Annotated in this window: 15 protein-coding genes; 7 read left to right on the forward strand and 8 right to left on the reverse strand. The window is 59.0% G+C overall.

Translation table 11 applies throughout. The annotated features are described in order from the left end of the window. Window positions 1-35 precede the first annotated feature (35 nt). Both FHL07_RS02455 and FHL07_RS02460 read left to right on the forward strand, forming a co-directional pair. A complete protein-coding gene (locus FHL07_RS02455) occupies window positions 36-734 on the forward strand; it encodes a CoA transferase subunit A (RefSeq protein WP_095020044.1) in 699 nt (232 codons plus the stop codon). 50 nt (window positions 735-784) lie between these two features. Further along, window positions 785-1,441 (forward strand): CoA transferase subunit B, encoded by a 657-nt coding sequence (locus FHL07_RS02460; protein ID WP_095000431.1) that lies wholly within the window; start codon window positions 785-787, stop codon window positions 1,439-1,441. 176 nt (window positions 1,442-1,617) lie between these two features. Here FHL07_RS02460 and FHL07_RS23760 read toward each other — a convergent pair whose 3' ends face one another. Beyond that, window positions 1,618-1,860 carry a hypothetical protein gene (locus FHL07_RS23760; RefSeq protein ID WP_238705490.1) on the reverse strand — a complete coding sequence of 81 codons (243 nt, stop codon included), beginning with the start codon at window positions 1,858-1,860 and terminating at the stop codon, window positions 1,618-1,620. A gap of 157 nt (window positions 1,861-2,017) precedes the next feature. On the opposite strand from FHL07_RS23760, the gene FHL07_RS02470 reads away from it, so the two are divergent. Both FHL07_RS02470 and FHL07_RS02475 read left to right on the forward strand, forming a co-directional pair. Beyond that, the gene (locus tag FHL07_RS02470) at window positions 2,018-2,311 is read left to right on the forward strand and encodes a type II toxin-antitoxin system RelE/ParE family toxin (protein WP_095000432.1); all 294 of its coding nucleotides are present in this window, start codon (window positions 2,018-2,020) and stop codon (window positions 2,309-2,311) included. A gap of 1 nt (window position 2,312) precedes the next feature. Continuing rightward, window positions 2,313-2,609: an addiction module antidote protein gene (locus FHL07_RS02475; protein WP_095000433.1), complete on the forward strand. Its 297-nt coding sequence runs from the start codon at window positions 2,313-2,315 to the stop codon at window positions 2,607-2,609. A gap of 1 nt (window position 2,610) precedes the next feature. Here FHL07_RS02475 and FHL07_RS02480 read toward each other — a convergent pair whose 3' ends face one another. Continuing rightward, window positions 2,611-3,285 carry an MgtC/SapB family protein gene (locus FHL07_RS02480; protein ID WP_095000434.1) on the reverse strand — a complete coding sequence of 225 codons (675 nt, stop codon included), beginning with the start codon at window positions 3,283-3,285 and terminating at the stop codon, window positions 2,611-2,613. Between the two features lie 81 nt (window positions 3,286-3,366). Further along, on the reverse strand, window positions 3,367-4,380 hold the full coding sequence (locus tag FHL07_RS02485) for a GlxA family transcriptional regulator (protein WP_169917002.1): 1,014 nt from the start codon (window positions 4,378-4,380) through the stop codon (window positions 3,367-3,369). Between the two features lie 226 nt (window positions 4,381-4,606). Here FHL07_RS02485 and FHL07_RS02490 point away from each other — a divergent pair, with 226 nt between their 5' ends. Beyond that, a complete protein-coding gene (locus FHL07_RS02490; protein WP_178084363.1) occupies window positions 4,607-10,249 on the forward strand; it encodes a beta strand repeat-containing protein in 5,643 nt (1,880 codons plus the stop codon). Between the two features lie 61 nt (window positions 10,250-10,310). Here FHL07_RS02490 and FHL07_RS02495 read toward each other — a convergent pair whose 3' ends face one another. From FHL07_RS02495 to FHL07_RS02510, 4 genes are all read right to left on the reverse strand, one after another. Beyond that, the gene (locus tag FHL07_RS02495; RefSeq protein WP_095000436.1) at window positions 10,311-10,994 is read right to left on the reverse strand and encodes a response regulator transcription factor; all 684 of its coding nucleotides are present in this window, start codon (window positions 10,992-10,994) and stop codon (window positions 10,311-10,313) included. A 363-nt stretch (window positions 10,995-11,357) separates the two neighbouring features. Beyond that, window positions 11,358-12,740: a TolC family outer membrane protein gene (locus FHL07_RS02500; protein WP_138738054.1), complete on the reverse strand. Its 1,383-nt coding sequence runs from the start codon at window positions 12,738-12,740 to the stop codon at window positions 11,358-11,360. Window positions 12,741-12,742: 2 nt separating this feature from the next. Further along, window positions 12,743-14,068 carry an HlyD family type I secretion periplasmic adaptor subunit gene (locus FHL07_RS02505; protein ID WP_130871566.1) on the reverse strand — a complete coding sequence of 442 codons (1,326 nt, stop codon included), beginning with the start codon at window positions 14,066-14,068 and terminating at the stop codon, window positions 12,743-12,745. Next, the gene (locus FHL07_RS02510) at window positions 14,037-15,815 is read right to left on the reverse strand and encodes a type I secretion system permease/ATPase (protein WP_095024756.1); all 1,779 of its coding nucleotides are present in this window, start codon (window positions 15,813-15,815) and stop codon (window positions 14,037-14,039) included. The genes FHL07_RS02505 and FHL07_RS02510 overlap by 32 nt, the downstream gene beginning before the upstream one ends. Window positions 15,816-16,060: 245 nt before the next feature. Between FHL07_RS02510 and FHL07_RS02515 the strand changes: the two genes are divergently transcribed. Both FHL07_RS02515 and FHL07_RS02520 read left to right on the forward strand, forming a co-directional pair. Further along, on the forward strand, window positions 16,061-16,462 hold the full coding sequence (locus FHL07_RS02515) for an MbcA/ParS/Xre antitoxin family protein (RefSeq protein ID WP_095000440.1): 402 nt from the start codon (window positions 16,061-16,063) through the stop codon (window positions 16,460-16,462). Next, window positions 16,462-17,139, forward strand: coding sequence for an RES family NAD+ phosphorylase (locus tag FHL07_RS02520; protein WP_138738055.1), 678 nt, complete (start codon window positions 16,462-16,464; stop codon window positions 17,137-17,139). Before FHL07_RS02515 ends, FHL07_RS02520 begins: the two co-directional genes overlap by 1 nt. A 154-nt stretch (window positions 17,140-17,293) precedes the next feature. On the opposite strand, the gene FHL07_RS02525 is transcribed toward FHL07_RS02520, so the two are convergent. Next, window positions 17,294-17,518 (reverse strand): hypothetical protein, encoded by a 225-nt coding sequence (locus FHL07_RS02525; RefSeq protein WP_095000442.1) that lies wholly within the window; start codon window positions 17,516-17,518, stop codon window positions 17,294-17,296. Window positions 17,519-17,522 lie beyond the last annotated feature (4 nt).

Here is a 17,522-nt window from a genome sequence, read left to right on the forward strand (position 1 = left end):
CTGAGCACAGCCGGCGAACAATAAAAGAGGTGCATATGGCAGGTTTCGACAAGCGTGTGGCGTCCTATGAAGAAGCTCTGGCCGGGCTCAAGGATGGCATGACCGTGATCTCTGGCGGCTTTGGCCTGTGCGGCATCCCGGAGAACCTGATCAACGAGATAAAGCGCCAGGGCATCCGTGACCTGACCGTGGTATCCAACAACTGCGGAGTCGACGGTTTCGGCCTTGGCGTACTGCTGCAAGACCGTCAGATCCGCAAGGTCATTGCCTCGTACGTCGGTGAAAACGCCCTGTTCGAAAAACAGTTGCTCAGCGGCGAAATTGAAGTGGAGCTGACCCCGCAAGGTACGCTCGCGGAAAAAATGCGCGCCGGCGGTGCCGGTATCCCGGCGTTTTTCACCGCTACCGGGGTCGGCACCCCGGTCGCCGACGGCAAGGAAACCCGTGAATTCAAAGGGCGTACCTATTTGATGGAAGAGTCCATCACCGGCGATTTTGCCATTGTCAAAGGCTGGAAAGCCGATCACTTCGGCAACGTGATTTATCGCCACACCGCGCAGAACTTCAACCCCCTGGCCGCCACGGCGGGCAGGATCACCGTGGTCGAAGTCGAAGAAATCGTCGAGCCCGGCGAACTGGACCCGACGCAGATCCACACTCCCGGCATCTACGTCGACCGGATCATTTGCGGCACGTTTGAAAAACGCATCGAGCAGCTCACCGAGCGCGACTGATCCTCAGCCCCCCTGCCCCAAGCTTTTGAACCTGAGCACGGAGAACAAAAATGGCTCTTACCCGAGAACAAATGGCACAGCGCGTCGCCCGTGAAATGCAGGACGGTTTCTACGTCAACCTGGGTATCGGTATTCCGACCCTGGTTGCCAACTACATCCCCGAAGGCATGGAAGTCATGCTGCAATCGGAAAACGGCCTGCTCGGCATGGGTGCCTTCCCCCGCGTCGGTGAAGCCGACGCCGACATGATCAACGCCGGCAAGCAGACTGTGACTGCGCGCACCGGGGCGTCGATTTTTTCCTCGGCAGAATCCTTCGCAATGATCCGGGGTGGCCATATTGATCTGACCGTGCTCGGCGCATTTGAAGTCGATGTACAGGGCAATATCGCCTCCTGGATGATCCCCGGAAAACTGGTCAAGGGCATGGGTGGAGCGATGGACCTGGTGGCCGGTGCCGAGAACATCATCGTCACCATGACCCATGCGTCCAAGGACGGCGAGTCCAAACTGCTGGCGCGTTGCAGCCTGCCACTGACCGGCGCCGGATGCATCAAGCGCGTGCTGACCGACCTGGCCTATCTGGAAATCGACAACGGCGCCTTCATCCTCAAAGAACGTGCCCCGGGTGTCAGTGTTGAAGAAATCGTCAGCAAAACCGCCGGCAAACTGATCGTCCCCGAGCATGTGCCCGAGATGCAGTTTTAACCGAAATTCCTGTAGCTACTCTGTTACCGGTCAAGGGCTCTGTAACAGCTGACTCGCGGCCTTCGTTCCTCAGCAGCGACTACAGAAACACTGCAACTGTGGGAGCGAGCCTGCTCGCGAAGGTCGTTCGCGAGCAGGCTCGCTCCGACAATAGGGCTTGACCTGCAACAGAGTATCTACAGGTGCAAGCGTGATCCGAGTGTGAACTCTGAAGCCGCAGCGGCTGCAGGACTCAAGACTTCACACCTCGATTTTTTTACCCGGATTTGCCCGGGCCCAATCACCCGACCATCCGCAGCCACCGGTTGCATCAAGGCCAGCGGCTGTTCGGTGGCGGTGTCCACCAACTGCGAGGGCTGTGACAGTGCGTCAAACACCAGCCATGGCCCTGCCCGCGTAGTCGCCTGCATCAAGGGCATGATTTGTCATGGCCGCTCACATATTTGTCCTGCTGTGATGAAGGCCGGTGGCTAGTCTTTTTCAAGACCACCACCCAAGCCGCAACCACTCATCGGAGCAAATCATGCTGACATACAACAAGGCTTGCAAATCGTCTCCAAATGGAGACAATCATTGATGAATCACGAGATACGGCAAACCATAATTTTTGCTGATTGGCTGCTGAATTTAAGAGACATGCGTGCACGGATCGCCATCGCCCGAAGAATTGACCGGGTATCAACCGGCAACTTGGGTGACTTCAAATCCGTGGGCAATGGCGTATCTGAGCTGCGCATTGATATCGGCGCAGGCTATCGGGTGTATTTCACCCTGCGCGAGGTCTCGATCGTGATTTTGCTGGCCGGGGGTGACAAGTCCACACAGCCTGGCGATATCCGCCAGGCGCATAAAATGGCAAAGGAGATTTAACATGACCACTACGCTACTGCCCTTCGACATGGCACAGCTGCTGAACAGCGATGAGGCCATCAGCGAATACCTGACTCAAGTGCTTGCCGACGGTGACACTGACGAACTGATCCGTGCCGTTGGCTACGTTGCAAAAGCTCGTGGCATGGGGCAAATAGCCAATGCCACCGGGCTTGGTCGTGCCAGTTTGTACAAGGCTTTCGCTGCGGGTGCCAAGCCCCGCTTTGAAACCGTGATCAAAGTGATGCACTCCCTGGGTATTGATTTGCAGGCTACAACCCAGGGCAACAGGCCTTGAATTAATGCGGCGCCTGCTCTTCCCTGACATCCGGAATGGTCAGAATCCGCTTCAACAGCTCTGCCGTCTCAACCCGGCTGGTTCTTTTGAACTCCACCGTGATGCTCTCGGTCCCCATGTCCGGCCCCTGCTCAACCACCACCTGCTTGAGTCGCGCAGCATCCTCACCGAGAAACTCCTCAAGGCTCTGGCGATTCACCACCCCAAGAGGGGCCACCAGCTTGATCACATGGACCTTTATATAATCGCGATAGCGGTGCTCGATAGGCCCGATGGCAATCAAAATGGCCAGAATCAACACGGTCGCAGCTACGCCCAGCACATACATGCCGCCGCCAATGGACATACCGATAGCCGCCACTGCCCACAGGCTAGCCGCCGTGTTCAAGCCCTTGATCACTTCACCGCGCATCATGATCGACCCTGCCCCGAGAAAGCCGATGCCGGTGACAATTTGCGCAGCAATCCGCGAAGGATCCAGTTGCGTGCCCGGCTGGGTCAGCGCCTGTTGGAAACCAAATGCCGACACGGTCATAAACAAGCATGCCCCGGTCGCCACCAACATGTGCGTCCGCAAACCTGCTGTCCAGAATTGATGCTCGCGCTGCAGGCCAATCAAGCTGCCGAGCACCGCTGCCAGCAGCAAACGGCCAATCATTTCCCATTCTGAAATCATCCCAACCCCTCTAACCAGAGCATCTGCCTGCGCAGTAAGTGCCCACAGCATAGTCAAGGATCGGCACTGTGCCGGGCTGAGTTATTTGACCAGGCGCACTTCCTTGGATGGTCGATAGCCGAAATAGGCGCTGTAGCACTTGCTGAAATGACTGGGCGAGACAAACCCGCATGCCACCAAAACATCGACTTGAGACAGCTCGGTGTGCTGCAGCAACCGCCGCGCTTCAGTGATGCGCAGTTCCAGGTAATAGCGCTGCGGCGTGGTACCCAGTTGCTCCTTGAACAGACGCTCGAGCTGACGTCGGGACCGGCCGACATAAACCGCAAGCTGTTCAAGCTCCAGAGGGTCCTCGAGGTTGGCGTCCATCAGCTTGACCACTTCGCGCAAGGGCGCACTGACGCAGATATTTTCCGCCGGTTTGATCCGTCGGTAGCGTGATTCCTCAAATGCCAGAATATCCTCGATGCCTTCCACCAGTGCCTTGTCATGCAGGCTCTTGATCCAGCCCAGAGCCATCTGGAAGGCTCCGGCAGGACTGGAGGCGGTCATCCGGTCACGATCGATAACATAGGGTTCGCTGGTGACCTGCGCTGCCTTGGCCACTTCGGTCAGTGCCGGGCGATGCTCTGGGTGGATTGCGCAACGATAACCGTCCAGCACCCCGGCACTGGCGAGAAACCAGGCGCCGTTCCATAACCCGCCCAGCGTGATACCCGCACGCGCAGCCGTCCTGAGCAGGCTGCTCAACTCATCGTTGAGCTTCAACTCGGTCCGGTAACCCCCGCAGATCACCAGCAGGTCCAGTTCATGGATCATCGCCGGATCAATACACGCATCGGGGCGGATCACCAGGCCCAGATCGCTGACCACCTCACCGTCGCTCAAGCCATAGGTGCGCGAAGAAAACAAACCGGCACGCAGCAGGTTGGCGGTAATGATGGTGTCCAGCGCCTGGGTGAAGGCCGGCAGCGAGAAATGCTCCAGCAACACAAAACCGGTACGCACCATGGGCCCTGGCTCTATGGCACTGTCTTTGAGGTAGCGAAGGTTCTTGCCCTTCATGCCGGTGCTGAATTGACGTCGTTCGGTCAAGATTCGATCCGTTTCTTGTGTATTTATAAGGCGCAATGCTAACCGTAGGCAGGTGAAAAAGCTCCTGCCTCAGCTCTCCTGCTTCCCCTCCCTGATAGGCCGATACTCCCAGACCGCCTGGGAGTATCGGCCGATGCGCAACCTGACGCACAAACCCATAGTTGAGATCTGTCGCAATAAATCCCCAGCGGTCAGCTCTGTGACCGGAATCAGCCAGGAGAGCGTCATGGCTATCATCTTGAACAGCAGTATCACGGTCGATGAAACGAGCGGTTTGCAGAACGCCGCCACCTCCACCGATATCGAAGATATCAACGATAACGACATCCCCGTCGCGGCCATTAATGGTACCGATGATACCGGCGACCTGCCCTTCGCATTCGAGTCCCGTCTGTTCACTCTGCTGGGCGCCACACCGGTCAAGAATGCGGCGCTGAGTGGCTATACCGGCGCCGCCGGCAACAGCGGTGCCGACCTGATCACCATCACCGGTACCTACGCGGACCTGGCCTTTACCGATGCCCAGGGCAAGGCGCTGGGCGACCCGACCAACGCCAACAGCGGCTCGGACTGGAGCGGCCTGTATACCATCGATGGCACCAGAATCTTTCTTTATACGGACACGACCAACAATATCGTGCTGGGCCGTGCTGGCACTGAAGGGGCGACACCCGCACCCGAGGACGACCTGGCAGATCCGGGCGGCACTCTTATTTTTGCTGCCTATCTGGAGGAAACCGCAGCCGGGGCCAAGGTCTGGATGGTGCAGCAAGAACCGCTGCTGCACCCGGACACCGCCAACCCCGATGATGTGGTCGACATGACCAACCACCTCTGGGTAACCGCCAGCCAGGATCTGGCTTTTGATTTCGCCGGTTTGCCCTCCGGGCAGAACGGCTTTCTGATGTTCAAGGCAGGTGGCAGCACCACAGGCCTGATCGTTACCGGCATGGATCCGGATCAGGTACCCGCCAATCAGGCTGACACCGTCAATACCAGCCAGGGTGCCGGCCCTACCACCATCGGCACCAACAGCCAGGGGATCAAGGCTGGCGAAGGCATGATCTTCAGTTTTGTGAGCAACCCGGACGCGCGTTACACCGTGCCAGACCTGACCCATGGTGAGGCGACCAACGAAAGCAACATCCTGTTTGGCGGGCTCTTCGCGGCAAGCGGCGCAACCATTGTCATCGCCCAGGCCACCCCCCCGAAAACCTGTGCGGCCACTATCAGCGCCTTTACCACCGGCCTGGAGGTCGGATCGGCTTACTATGACGGCCTGCTTGACGGTAATGGGCATGCGGTAAACGGGGCAGACAATCTTGGCTATATCGCCAGTATCACGGTGATCGGTGCCAATGGTGTTGCCATCGCCGGTCTGACCGGGGTCACGACCAACACCACGCTAGGCAGCATCAGTGTGACCTTCAACACCAGCAATGGCGGCCTTGACCGCACCGCAACGATTGTCGGCTTCGAAGCCAACTTCTCCCTGCAATACACCGTTGATGGCACCCACAATCGCGTGGTAATTGAAAACAGCGGCACCGGCAACTCCACGTTCGATATCGGCGGTTTCCATCTGCCCAATGTGGTGGCCGTGCCTCAGGAAGTCGGCAGCCTGTTTAACTTTGAAGACGACGGCCCTGCCGCCGCGGGGCTGCCGGTAACGGCACTGGTGGATGAAGACAGTCTGATTGGCGGCATCGATGGCGGTGTCGGCGACGCGGGCCTGCTGGTTCCGGCATCGGCCTCAGGCACTGTGGCCACTGTATTCACATCCGGTACTGATGCGCCGGCAAGCTACTCCTTGTCCAACGACACTTCCGCCGTGCAAGTAGTTGACAGCGCCGCGACTGCGGTGGCGCTGGCCTCCAAGGGCGAGGCGGTTAAATATGACGTGATCGGCAACACCCTGTGGGGCTATGTCGGTGCCGCTGCTGAATACGTCGCCGCCACTGACCGCGCGGTGTTCAAGCTGGAGCTGACCAATACCTCTGACGGCAGCTATACCTTCACCCTTCTCGATCAACTCGACCACCCGGATACCGTGGGTGGCGACAACAGCGAAAACGAACTGCTGCTGCAGTTGGGTTCGGTGTTCAAGGTCACCGACAAGGATGGTGACTCGGTCACCGCTACGGCGCAGAAACTGGTAATCACCGTGGATGACGACACCCCGATCGCCACACTGAACCCACTCACGGGGACGGTGGACGAAGACGGTGTGCTCGAAGGTGCGGCTAACGCTGGTCCCGGTGATGGTATCGCAGGCGGCACAGGTGATGTGGCCGGGGAGATCGTGCTTGCCAGCGGCAATGTCAGTACCCTGTTTGCCTCCGGTGCGGACGAGCCACTGAGCTATTCGCTGACCACCAATGGCCTGTCAGCCCTGGGGCTGAAAAGCGCCGGAGTGACCGTCACCTATGCGGTCGCCTTTGATGCCATCAGCAGCACCTGGCTGCTCACTGCATCAGCCGGAGCAGGCAATACGGTGTTCACTTTCAGTCTGCACACAAGCACTGGCGCCTATGCCTTTACCCTGGTGGATCAACTCGATCATGCCGCCGGCCTGAACGAGAACGATCTGACCATCGCCCTTGGCACCGCCATCAACGCTACCGACTTTGATGGCGACACGGTAACGGCAGCCGCCAACGGCCTGGTGATCACGGTGAACGATGATACCCCTGTCGCCACAGTCAATCAGCTCACCGGCAGCGTGGACGAGGACGGTGTGGTGGAAGGCACGGCTAACGCCGGCCCCGGCGATGGTATCGCCGGTGGTACCGGGGATGTGGCCGGGGAAATCGTATTGGCCAGCGGCAACGTCAGCACCCTGTTCCAGTCCGGCGCGGACGAAGCGCTGAGCTACTCGCTGACCACCAATGGCATGGCGGCCCTGGGTCTGCAAAGCAGCGGCGTGGCTGTCAGCTATGCGGTCGCCTTTGACGCAGGCAGCAACACCTGGCAGCTCACGGCCTCGGCCGGAGCAGGCAATACGGTGTTCACGTTCAGCCTGCACGCCGCAACCGGCGCCTATGCCTTTACCCTGGTGGATCAACTCGATCATGCCGCCGGCCTGAACGAAAACGATCTGAGCATTGCCCTCGGCACTGCCGTCAATGCCACTGATTTTGACGGCGACAGCGTGACCGCAGCGGCCAATGGCCTGGTGATTACGGTGAACGACGATTCACCGATCGCTTCCATCAATCAGCTCACCGGTACGGTGGACGAAGACGGTGTGGTGGAAGGCACGGCTAACGCCGGCCCCGGCGATGGCATCGCCGGTGGTAGCGGGGATGTGGCCGGGGAAACCGTATTGGCCAGCGGCAATGTCAGTACCCTGTTCCAGTCGGGTGCAGACGAAGCCCTGAGCTATTCGCTGACCACCACCGGCATGGCAGCACTGGGCCTGATGAGCGGCGGCGTGGCCGTCACTTACGCGGTCGCCTTTGACCCAGGCAGCAACACCTGGCTGCTGACGGCCTCGGCCGGAGCTGGCAATACGGTGTTCACCTTCAGCCTACACGCTGCAACCGGCGCTTATGCCTTTACTCTGGTGGATCAACTCGACCATGCCGCCGGCCTGAACGAGAATGATCTGACCATCGCCCTCGGCACGACCCTCAACGCCACCGACTTTGACGGCGACAGCGTGACGGCAGCGGCCGATGGCCTGGTGATCACGGTGGATGACGACACGCCACTCGCATCGATCAATCTGCTCACCGCCACGGTGGACGAAGACGGTGTACTTGAAGGCGCGGCCGACTCTGGCCCCGGTGATGGTATCCCGGGCGGTACCGGGGACGTCGCCGGGGAAATCGTATTGGCCAGCGGCAATGTCAGCGCCCTGTTCCAGTCCGGCGCAGACGAGCCGCTGAGTTACTCCCTGACCACCAATGGCCTGTCAACCCTGGGCCTGAAAAGCGGCGGGGTCACGGTGACCTATGCCACTGCCTATGACGCGGGCAGTAACACCTGGTTGCTGACCGCTTCTGCCGGGGCCGGCAATTCGGTGTTCACCTTCAGCGTGCAAGCGGCGACAGGGGCCTATGCCTTTATGCTGCTCGATCAACTCGACCATGCCGCCGGCCTGAACGAGAACGATCTGAACATCGCTCTGGGCACTGCAATCAACGCCACGGACTATGACGGCGACAGCATCACGGCCGCCGCCAACGGCCTGCTGATTACCGTGGATGACGACTCGCCCGTGGTCACCGCCAAGTCCAATGTGGTCTATGCCAACGCCAGCAACCCGACTCCAGGCGGCACTGGCGTATTTGCCTATGACATCGGCGCGGATGAGCGCCTGGGAACGGTCTACAGCTCTGCAAACAGCGACCTGTCCGTGAGCATGGGAGACAGCACGGTGGGCACCACCGCCATCAGCAACAAAGTGGTGACATGGGCCTCGGAGTCAGACACCAGTGCGGTGTTCAACCTCTCCTTCACCTATGTTTCCAACAACCCGACGCTGGGCGCGCTGACCAACGCAACCGGCACCATGACCTTTGACAAGGTGGCAGACACCTACACCCTGAGCCTGACGGACGATATCGACAGCTTCAGCATCCTGAAAACCTCCGCAGCACAAGGCTTCACCGGCTACAACATTGGCGGCACAACGCCGATCAACCAGCAACCGCCGGTGTCGGTGGCCAAGCTGGCCGACGACTTCTTTGTGCAGTTCAGCGGTTTCGCCGAACAGGGTTCAGGCACCGGTGCCAATAACATCATGGCCGGTGGCAACAGCGCCTTCGTCCCCGGTGAGCTGTTCTCTGCCGCAACCTCCTGGGTCAGTGTTTCCGGGACCGCCGCCGGCGTGGCCGGTGACACCATCCAGCAAGGCGAGGTAATGGACCTGGACTTCTTCACCGCCAGCCCGTTCGGTGATACAGCCGCAGCGCCCACAGCCACCAGCAAAGGGATCTACGTCAAGTTCGACGGCATCGGCAGCGAGGACCTGGTACTGGTGCTCAAGCTTATCGATCCTGACGACAACAGCCAGATCACCCGGGCGATCATTGTCGACAGCGAAGACATCATCATAAAAAACGCCTCGACTTCCCCCAATAACTTCCATCCGATTGCCAACCCCGCAGCCTACGGGATCACCCTGGATCAGAACGACGGTGCGGTGATTATCGAGAGCAACGACTACAACTTCGGCAGCGAGAACTACCTGATCCAGGGCCTGCAGGTGCTGGATTCCACCGAGGGTGTCAGCGGTAGCGGCTACAACCTCAATGGCAATGTGGGCGTCAGCGGGGTCAGTACCGGCAGCACCTTGACCTTCAGCAACGAGTCCGGCGAGGGCAGTAAAAGCAACCCTGTAGAAGCCGGTGAAGCGGGAACCTGGGATGGCGATGTGATCAAGATCACTGACCTGGGTTTTGTCACCTCGACCACCCCGGATGCCCATCTGGCCTTCAACGTCGTGGTGACGGATGCGGATGCCGATTCAACCGCAGCCCAGACCCTGAATGTGACCATCGAAGGGGACAAAACCTTCACCGGTGGTGTGGGGGCCGACACCTTCAACTTCAGCGGCCTGGATACCGATAGCTCACTGACTGCGGCAACGACAGTGATCTCCTCCGGCTTCACTTCCGGGGTGGACACGCTGAACTTCCCGACCGCAGGCACAGGGGCGAACTATATGGAAGTGGCGGCCCCCGCGGCCAACGTGGCAGCCTTTATTACCGCCGCCGATACGGCGCTCAATGGCACCACCAACTACTACTTTGGCGTCGTTGGAGGCGACGGCTATCTGGCATACGACGGTGATGGCACGGGGATCACCGGTATTATCAAGTTGGTGGGTGTGACGGATATAGCCCCGACTGACATTGTGTAAATGTCGCAGCAGGTAAAAAGGCCTGGCTCCCACAAGGAGCCAGGCCTTTTTTGTCGGGCCTTTATTTGCTGTCAAACAACCCGTGCTTGATTGCGTACATCAGCAAGTCCGTACGGTTGATCAGGTCAAGCTTCTGGTAAATGTTGCTCAGATGGTTATGCACGGTGTGCTCGCTGATGCCCAGGCTTCCGGCGATGCTCATGTACTTGGCCGAGGGCTCACCCACGATGGCGCGAATCAGCTCTCTTTCGCGCAAGGTCAGACGCGATTGTTTCTCCAGTTCCAGATTGTGTTTCAAGGCCGTATGCCCGCTCGCAGCATAGTCACACAGGCCGCCGGTCCAGGCCCTGTTGAGCCCGGTGTCTCGATGGTGGACCTTGATGATGGCAAGGATGATCGACTCGGTCGGGTCTTCCGCCAGTACGATGCCACGAGCACCCGCTTCCATTGCCTGGGTTGCGGGTATGACCTCGTACAGCCCTTTGAGCACCAGCACTTTAATCCCGGTACTGCGGGTGAGTTGGGTGATGACCGCCAGCGGGTTCAGCGCGTCCGGAAAGAAGCTAAAAAATATGACATGGGGTCGTAACTGATCGGCAAGGTCAAGCGCATGGGTATAGGTGGTGGCCTGGCCACTCACTTCCATTTGAGGCTTCCTGGCATTGATCAAGTCGTGAAGACCTCTGAGAACAAGCGGGCGACAGTCGATCAGCATCACACGTATGGGTTTTCTGAGGGGGGGCATTACCTTCCTGACTCCCTTGAACCATCAATCACCTCTACCCGCTGCCCGTTCGAGTAGAAGCAAAAACAATCAGGAGTACTTATCAATAGCTTGCGCCTGTTGATGTTCTTCCTCGGGCTGTCTGGTAAGTCTAGGATAGACCTGCGTGCTGCCCCGCCTGCCAGAACGGCAATCGGGCAATGAGTTTTTTTATCAGACACCTCGTGTTTATTCCCGCATGCGGCCAGCAGACCACGCAAATCAAGGCCTTAGGCGTGCTGCCGGGGGGACGTGGCATGTATGACAGGCATCATGCGTGTCAAAAAAACAGACAGATGGTGTAACGCCAGGTTAACAGATAAGCACAAGGTCAATTAAATGGCGTTATCGCGGATCCGCAATGTCCGCCGCCGGACTGCCAGGATTCAGCCACAGATTCACGCTTGCGACACTTTCACCAGGTGGCTTGCCCGCCCAGCGATTGAGCGTAATGACATTGGTGACGAAGTCGTACTGGGTCTTGAGCAAATCCCGATGAGCCCGGTATTCGTTACGCACACTGGTCAGCACATCGACGGCATTCACCATCCCGTAACCGAACGCTTTTTCTGCAGCGGCTCTGGACAGCTGTGCCGAAGCCAGGGCATGGCGACTGGCACTGATCTTCTCTGCGCTGGTATCGGCCGTCAGGTAGGCGCTGGTGATTTCCTTGACCACCCGCCGCTGTACCGACTCCAGCTGTTGCTCGGCCGCGATCTGATCCTGATACAGCCCGCGCACCCGTGCCGAGGTCGAGCCGCCGCTGTATATCGGTACCTGCAGGCCGATCCCGGCCACATAACTGTCGGTGCGCGGCACCAGGGCATTGTTATAGCCTTCGTTGGACTGCTGCGCGCTGAGGGTCAGGCTCAGAGTCGGATAGTGCCCGCCCTTGCCGCTACGCAAGGCCGCGCCAGCCACCTCTACCCCGCTTTCATTGGCCTTGAGTGCCGGGTTTTGCGCAACCCCTTCGCGCACCCAGCTTTCCAGGCTCTGCGTCGAAACCCGTAACTGCACATCGTCGCGCACGCGACTGAGCTTCTCCTTGACCGGCCGTCCGACGATCTCGGCCAGCGCCGCGCGACTGACGCTGACCTGGTTACGGGCATCCAGGACCTGCGCCGCCAGGCCGTCGACACGGGCCTTGAGGTCCAGCTGATCGGTAATCAAGGCCAGCTGTTTGGCGTACAGCGCGTTGACCCGGTCCAGGCTTTTTTGCGTGGTACGCAGCTCGGCCTGAATCAGTTCGAATTCATCTTCGGCGGCCAATACCGTGAAGTACCGCCGGGCCAGCTCCACCGTGGCCTCGGACTGAGCCTCCAGGGCTTCGGAATCGGACTGTTTGGCCATGCTTTTGAACTTCTGGTAATTCTCCCAGGTGGACTTGTTGTACAGATACTGACGCAATACCAGACTGTAGACTTCACTGTCGAAACTCTGCTGCACCAGTTCGTTTTCCTGGTGAATCCGGTTGACCCCGGCGTTGAGCGATACCTGCGGCAACAGGGTGCCCATGGCTTCACGCTGGTACTCCTGCCCTGCTTGCGCCCGCGCACGGGAGGCCAATATTCGCGGATCCTGCAAACGGGCCTCGCGATACAACTGCATCAGGTCAGTGGTGAATGTCGATGCGCTGACCCCTTGCGCCGCCGGCACTGCGCCTTGCGCAAGGGCAACCCCCGCGGCAAGCCCGAACAAACCACCCAGCACGCGTGCAGTCACTTGCATGATCACTCCTCAATCATCGATTGTGAGAGGGCATTGCGCGCCGGTTGCATCAGGTAGTGCAGCAGAGTGCGCTGCCCGGTGATGATCAACACGTCCGCCGGCATGCCCGGCAGCAACTTGCGTTCCCCCAGGGTGTGCTCACCGGCTTTGGTGACCTTGACCCGGGCGAGGTAATAACCGGCCCCGGTTTTTTCATTGATCAGCCGGTCTGCCGAAACACTGCTGACCTCGCCTTCGATCACCGGTGTGGTGGCGCTGTTGAACGCGCCAAAACGAATATCGGCACGCCTGCCGATGGCAACACGATCAATGTCCACCGGCGCCACCTGGGCCTCTATAACCAGCCCCGACACTGACGGCACGATGTCCAGCAACGGGGTCGCCGGGCGCACCACGCCGCCAATCGTATGCACGGTCATGCCGATCACCATGCCCGCTTCAGGGGCGCGAATCACGCTATGGCCCAGGCGGTCTTCCAGGGCGCTGGCGCGCTCCTGCAGGTCGTAAATTTTGCTCTGGACCTCTGCCAGTTGCTTGACCACTTCGGCATTGAAGTCCTTGTCGATCTGCAGGATCTGCAGCCGGGTTTCATTGATCTGCAAGCGGCTGGTGGTGATTGCGGAACGGTGCTCGACCACTTCCGACCTGAGCAGTTGGCGCTTGCGTTCCTGCTCGAGCAGACGCTGTTTGTCGACAAAGCCCTGGGCCAGCAGGTCAGTCAATTCGACAATTTCACCACTGTAGGACCTGTCCAGATGCCCCTTGGCGCCAATAATCGCCTGGGTGCCATTGATCTGTTCATTCAACTGGTCAATGCGCTCTTGCAGCACGGCAATCTGCCCCAGGCGCGAGCCTCGCTGGGCGTTGAATACCCGGATTTCGCCCTGGCGCGCTTCGCCGCCCCGCTGGATGTCGGCTGTGGCCAGCGGTGCAAAAGCAATCTCGGGCAGATTGTCGCGCTCTGCCACAAGCCGGGCTTCCATGGCTTTGGCGGCAATCAGTTGCCCACGGGTCATCTGGTATTCGAAGCGCAGCGGCGTATCGTCGAGAATGATCAGCGGGTCATCCTGTTTGACGGTATCACCGTCATGTACCAGCACCTCTTTGACGATGCCGCCTTCAAGGTGCTGTACCGTTTTGCGATACGCCTGCACGGTCACCACACCCGGTGCATAGGCCGCGCCATCAAGCGGCGCGAACGCAGCCCAGGTGCCGAACACGCCGAAAGTCAGCACCACAATGACAAAACCCAGGCGTCGGATTTTTCGATCGCTAGTGGTCAGTTCGGCAAAGTTGTCAGTTGATGGAATTGGGATCATGGGGTTCATCGGAACCGTCCTTGCCGTTAGCCACCGCAGCCATGGCGGTTTCAGCCTGCATGGTCTGTTTTGGCGCCTGCTGTGCGTTGAGCTCCGTCAGCACGAGCTCACGCGGCCCGAACAGACTGAGGCCGCCGTTGCTCATCACCATGAGCCGGTCAAGCTGGGACACAATATTGGTGCGATGGGTAATCACAAACAGGGTGGCACCTGACAGCCTGATCCTGTGAAGGGCAGCTATCAGGGCTCGGTCACCGACTTCGTCGAGATTGGAATTGGGCTCATCGAGGATGATCAGCCGCGGGCTGCCGTATAGGGCGCGAGCCAGCCCTATGCGCTGGCGCTGCCCGCCGGAAAGTACCACGCCGTCACCACCAATCACGGTGTCGTAACCATCGGGCAACAACAGGATCATGTCGTGAACACCGGCCGTGGTGGCCGCAAGAATGACTTTCTCGGAATCGACCCGGGTAAAACGGGCAATGTTGTCGCTGACGCTGCCTTCGAACAGCTCGATGTCCTGGGGCAAGTAGCCGATATGGGGCCCCAGTTCATGTTTATCCCAGGCGCTGATATCCGCGCCATCCAGGCGCACCACACCTTGCAGCGGTGCCCAGATGCCCAGCAGCGCCCTGGCGAGGGTAGACTTGCCCGCCGCACTGGGGCCGATAATGCCGACCACGCAACCGGCCGGCACACTGAAACTGATGTTCTTGATGATGGCAATATTCGAGCCGGGAGCCGCAACGGTCAGGTTCTCAACCTGCACGTCGCCCTTGGGCGCCGGTAATGACATGCGCTCGGGCTGAGCCTGTTGGCTGGCCAGGATCGCGTTAAGCCGGGCGTACTGCGAGCGCGCCGCAATAAAGCCTTTCCAGCTGCCGATAATCAGATCAATGGGTGCCAGTGCCCGGCCCAGCAGCACCGACCCGGCAAACACCAGCCCTGCCCCCACCTGATGATCAACGGCCAGATAGGCCCCCAGTCCGAGAATCAGCGATTGCACCAGAATCCGGAACGACCTGGACAGGGTGCTGATCATGGCCCCTTTATCGCTGGCCCGGGATTGCAGCAACAGCACATTTTTTTGCCGGGTCCACCAACGGTCCATCAAGGTTTCAAGCATGCCCATGGATTCGATGACTTCGGCATTGCGCAGGTTTTTCGTGGTGTAGAGCGAAGCGCCAATATGCTCCTTGTTGGCCTGGGCCAGCGTCGGCCCGGTCAATCTTTCATTAACAAACGCAAGCAACAGCAACAACAGCGCACTGCCCGTCGCCACCCAGCCAAACCAGGGGTGAAACATAAACATCACGGCGATATAGATGGGTAGCCAGGGGGCATCAAAAAAGGCAAACAAGCCGTTACCGGAGAGAAACTGACGCAAGCCGGTCAAGTCATTCAGCGGTTGGGCCGAGGCGTCCATCCCGCCGCTTTCCAGGGCCCGCTTGAAACTGGCCTTGTAGACCTGGCGGCTGAGCAGCATGTCCAGGCGGTTGCTGACCCGGACCATGATCCGTGATCGGGTCCACTCAAGGCAGCCGAGGGTGATCACCAGACCGGTCATGATCAGCGTCAACATGCTGAGGGTGGTCAGGCTACCGCTGGTGATCACGCGCCCATAGACCTGCAACATATAGAACGTGGGAACCAGCATTAACGCATTGATAAAGAAGCTGAAAAAACCAACGGAGAGAAAGCTTTCCCGGCAGGCTTTCAACGCAGTGTGCAGGCTGTTTTCAGATGGGCTACGCATTGAAAATTCCAGCTTTGAAAGCCTTCATTAGTAAAGCGTAGATCATGCCCGGGCGGTGTGCTTAGCGTGGAGCGGCACGAAAACTTCACTGACAGACAAAGACTGACAGACCAACGCACAGGCAATCCCCCACGGGGCAAAAACTCACTGCCGGGCCACTGGGGCAAACATTCAGTTACGAACGGTCGTCTTGAATTTATTCATATCCGGAGTAGGCTGGATTTATACCTGTATCGGAGGCAGTCATGCATCTAGTCGCCCAAAATCCTGAGCCCGACATCACCAGCGGCGATGCAGGTCGTGTTGCCCTGACCTTTTTCTTCAGCCTGATGGAGCACTGGGGTTGCACCAAGGATCAACAGTGCACCCTGCTCGGCGCCATTGGTAATACCACCTACTTCAAATACAAAAAACTGCCAAACGTGCGCTTGCCCCACGACACTCTGGAACGCATTTCGTACTTGATGGGCGTACACAAAGCTCTGCGCATCCTGTTCAGCAACAAGCCTGAGCGGGCCTACGAATGGGTACACAAACCCAACACCGCAGCGCCCTTTAATGGCCAGAGCGCCCTGGGCTACATGCTCGCCGGTCAGGTGGTCGATCTGGCAGACGTGCGTCGTTATCTGGATGGAGTACGCGGCTGATGCCAGATGCAGTGCTGCCTGAATGGACCAAGGCTTACCGCATCATCAATAGCGCCTTCCCGCCCATCTCGGTATTTGAAGACACCCTGGATCCAGCAGATCTTGAAATCGCCTTCGCCCTCGAAAGCCTGACCAATGACCGCCTGCGTGACCAGGCAGGCGTGCTGCAACGGGTAACGCCAGAAGACCGTCTGTGCGGCGAAGGCTCGACGCCGATAATGGCCGCCTTTACCCATATTGGCCGGGCCAGTCGTTTTACCGATGGCACTTATGGTGTGTACTACTGTGCCAACAGCCTCGAGGCCGCCATTGCTGAGACCTGCTTTCATCAGGAACAATTCTGGCGGGCCACCCGGGAAGCCAGTATTGAAATCACCCTGCGCACCTATATCAATCGCGTGGTAAAGCCGATGATCGATATACGTGGCGTTGCCCGACTGCACGATCCTTCACCTGCCCGATATGGCCTGCCCCAGGCCTTCGCCCGGCCATTGCGGGCAGATGGCGCCTGGGGCCTGCTGTACAACAGCGTGCGCCTGACCGGCCTCGAATGCGTGGCTGCGTTTCGCCCTCCAGCACTTTCACTACCGGTTCAGGGCCAGCATTTGAGATATGTATGGGATGACAAGGCGCAGGCGATTACCTGGGTCCTGCAGCTCAGCGAAGTGCCAAGATAAGGCCAGGGATTCCGGCGAACGGGTCACCTGATCGATTTCTTCAGCCCAGCCTTTGAAGTCCCTGAACTTCAGGCTGTGAACCGCAGGGAAAACCGTGCTTTGCACAAGCCCATGCTCGGCGTGACCAGCGCGTGGCAGGTTTTGCCAGCAACCTTCAGAGGGTGTATTGCTTGAACAGTTCCTCTTTGATGATCAACAGCGCATCTTCGTAGTAGCGCTCGCCGCGAGCCTCACTGAGCAATACCGAGCGCACACTGCCCTCGCCTTCGGCGGGCGTGTGTTCGCAGGTCAGGTAGAACTCGGCGGTTTCAGGTTTGAATTCCAGGTAGTAGAACAATTCGCGACCTTCGCGGTGCCAGTAGCCGATTTCTCTGCGCATAGGG

Origin of the sequence: Pseudomonas sp. FSL W7-0098 (assembly GCF_005930585.1) — a bacterium.
In the GTDB taxonomy this organism is placed as follows: Bacteria; Pseudomonadota; Gammaproteobacteria; order Pseudomonadales; family Pseudomonadaceae; genus Aquipseudomonas; species Aquipseudomonas bubulae.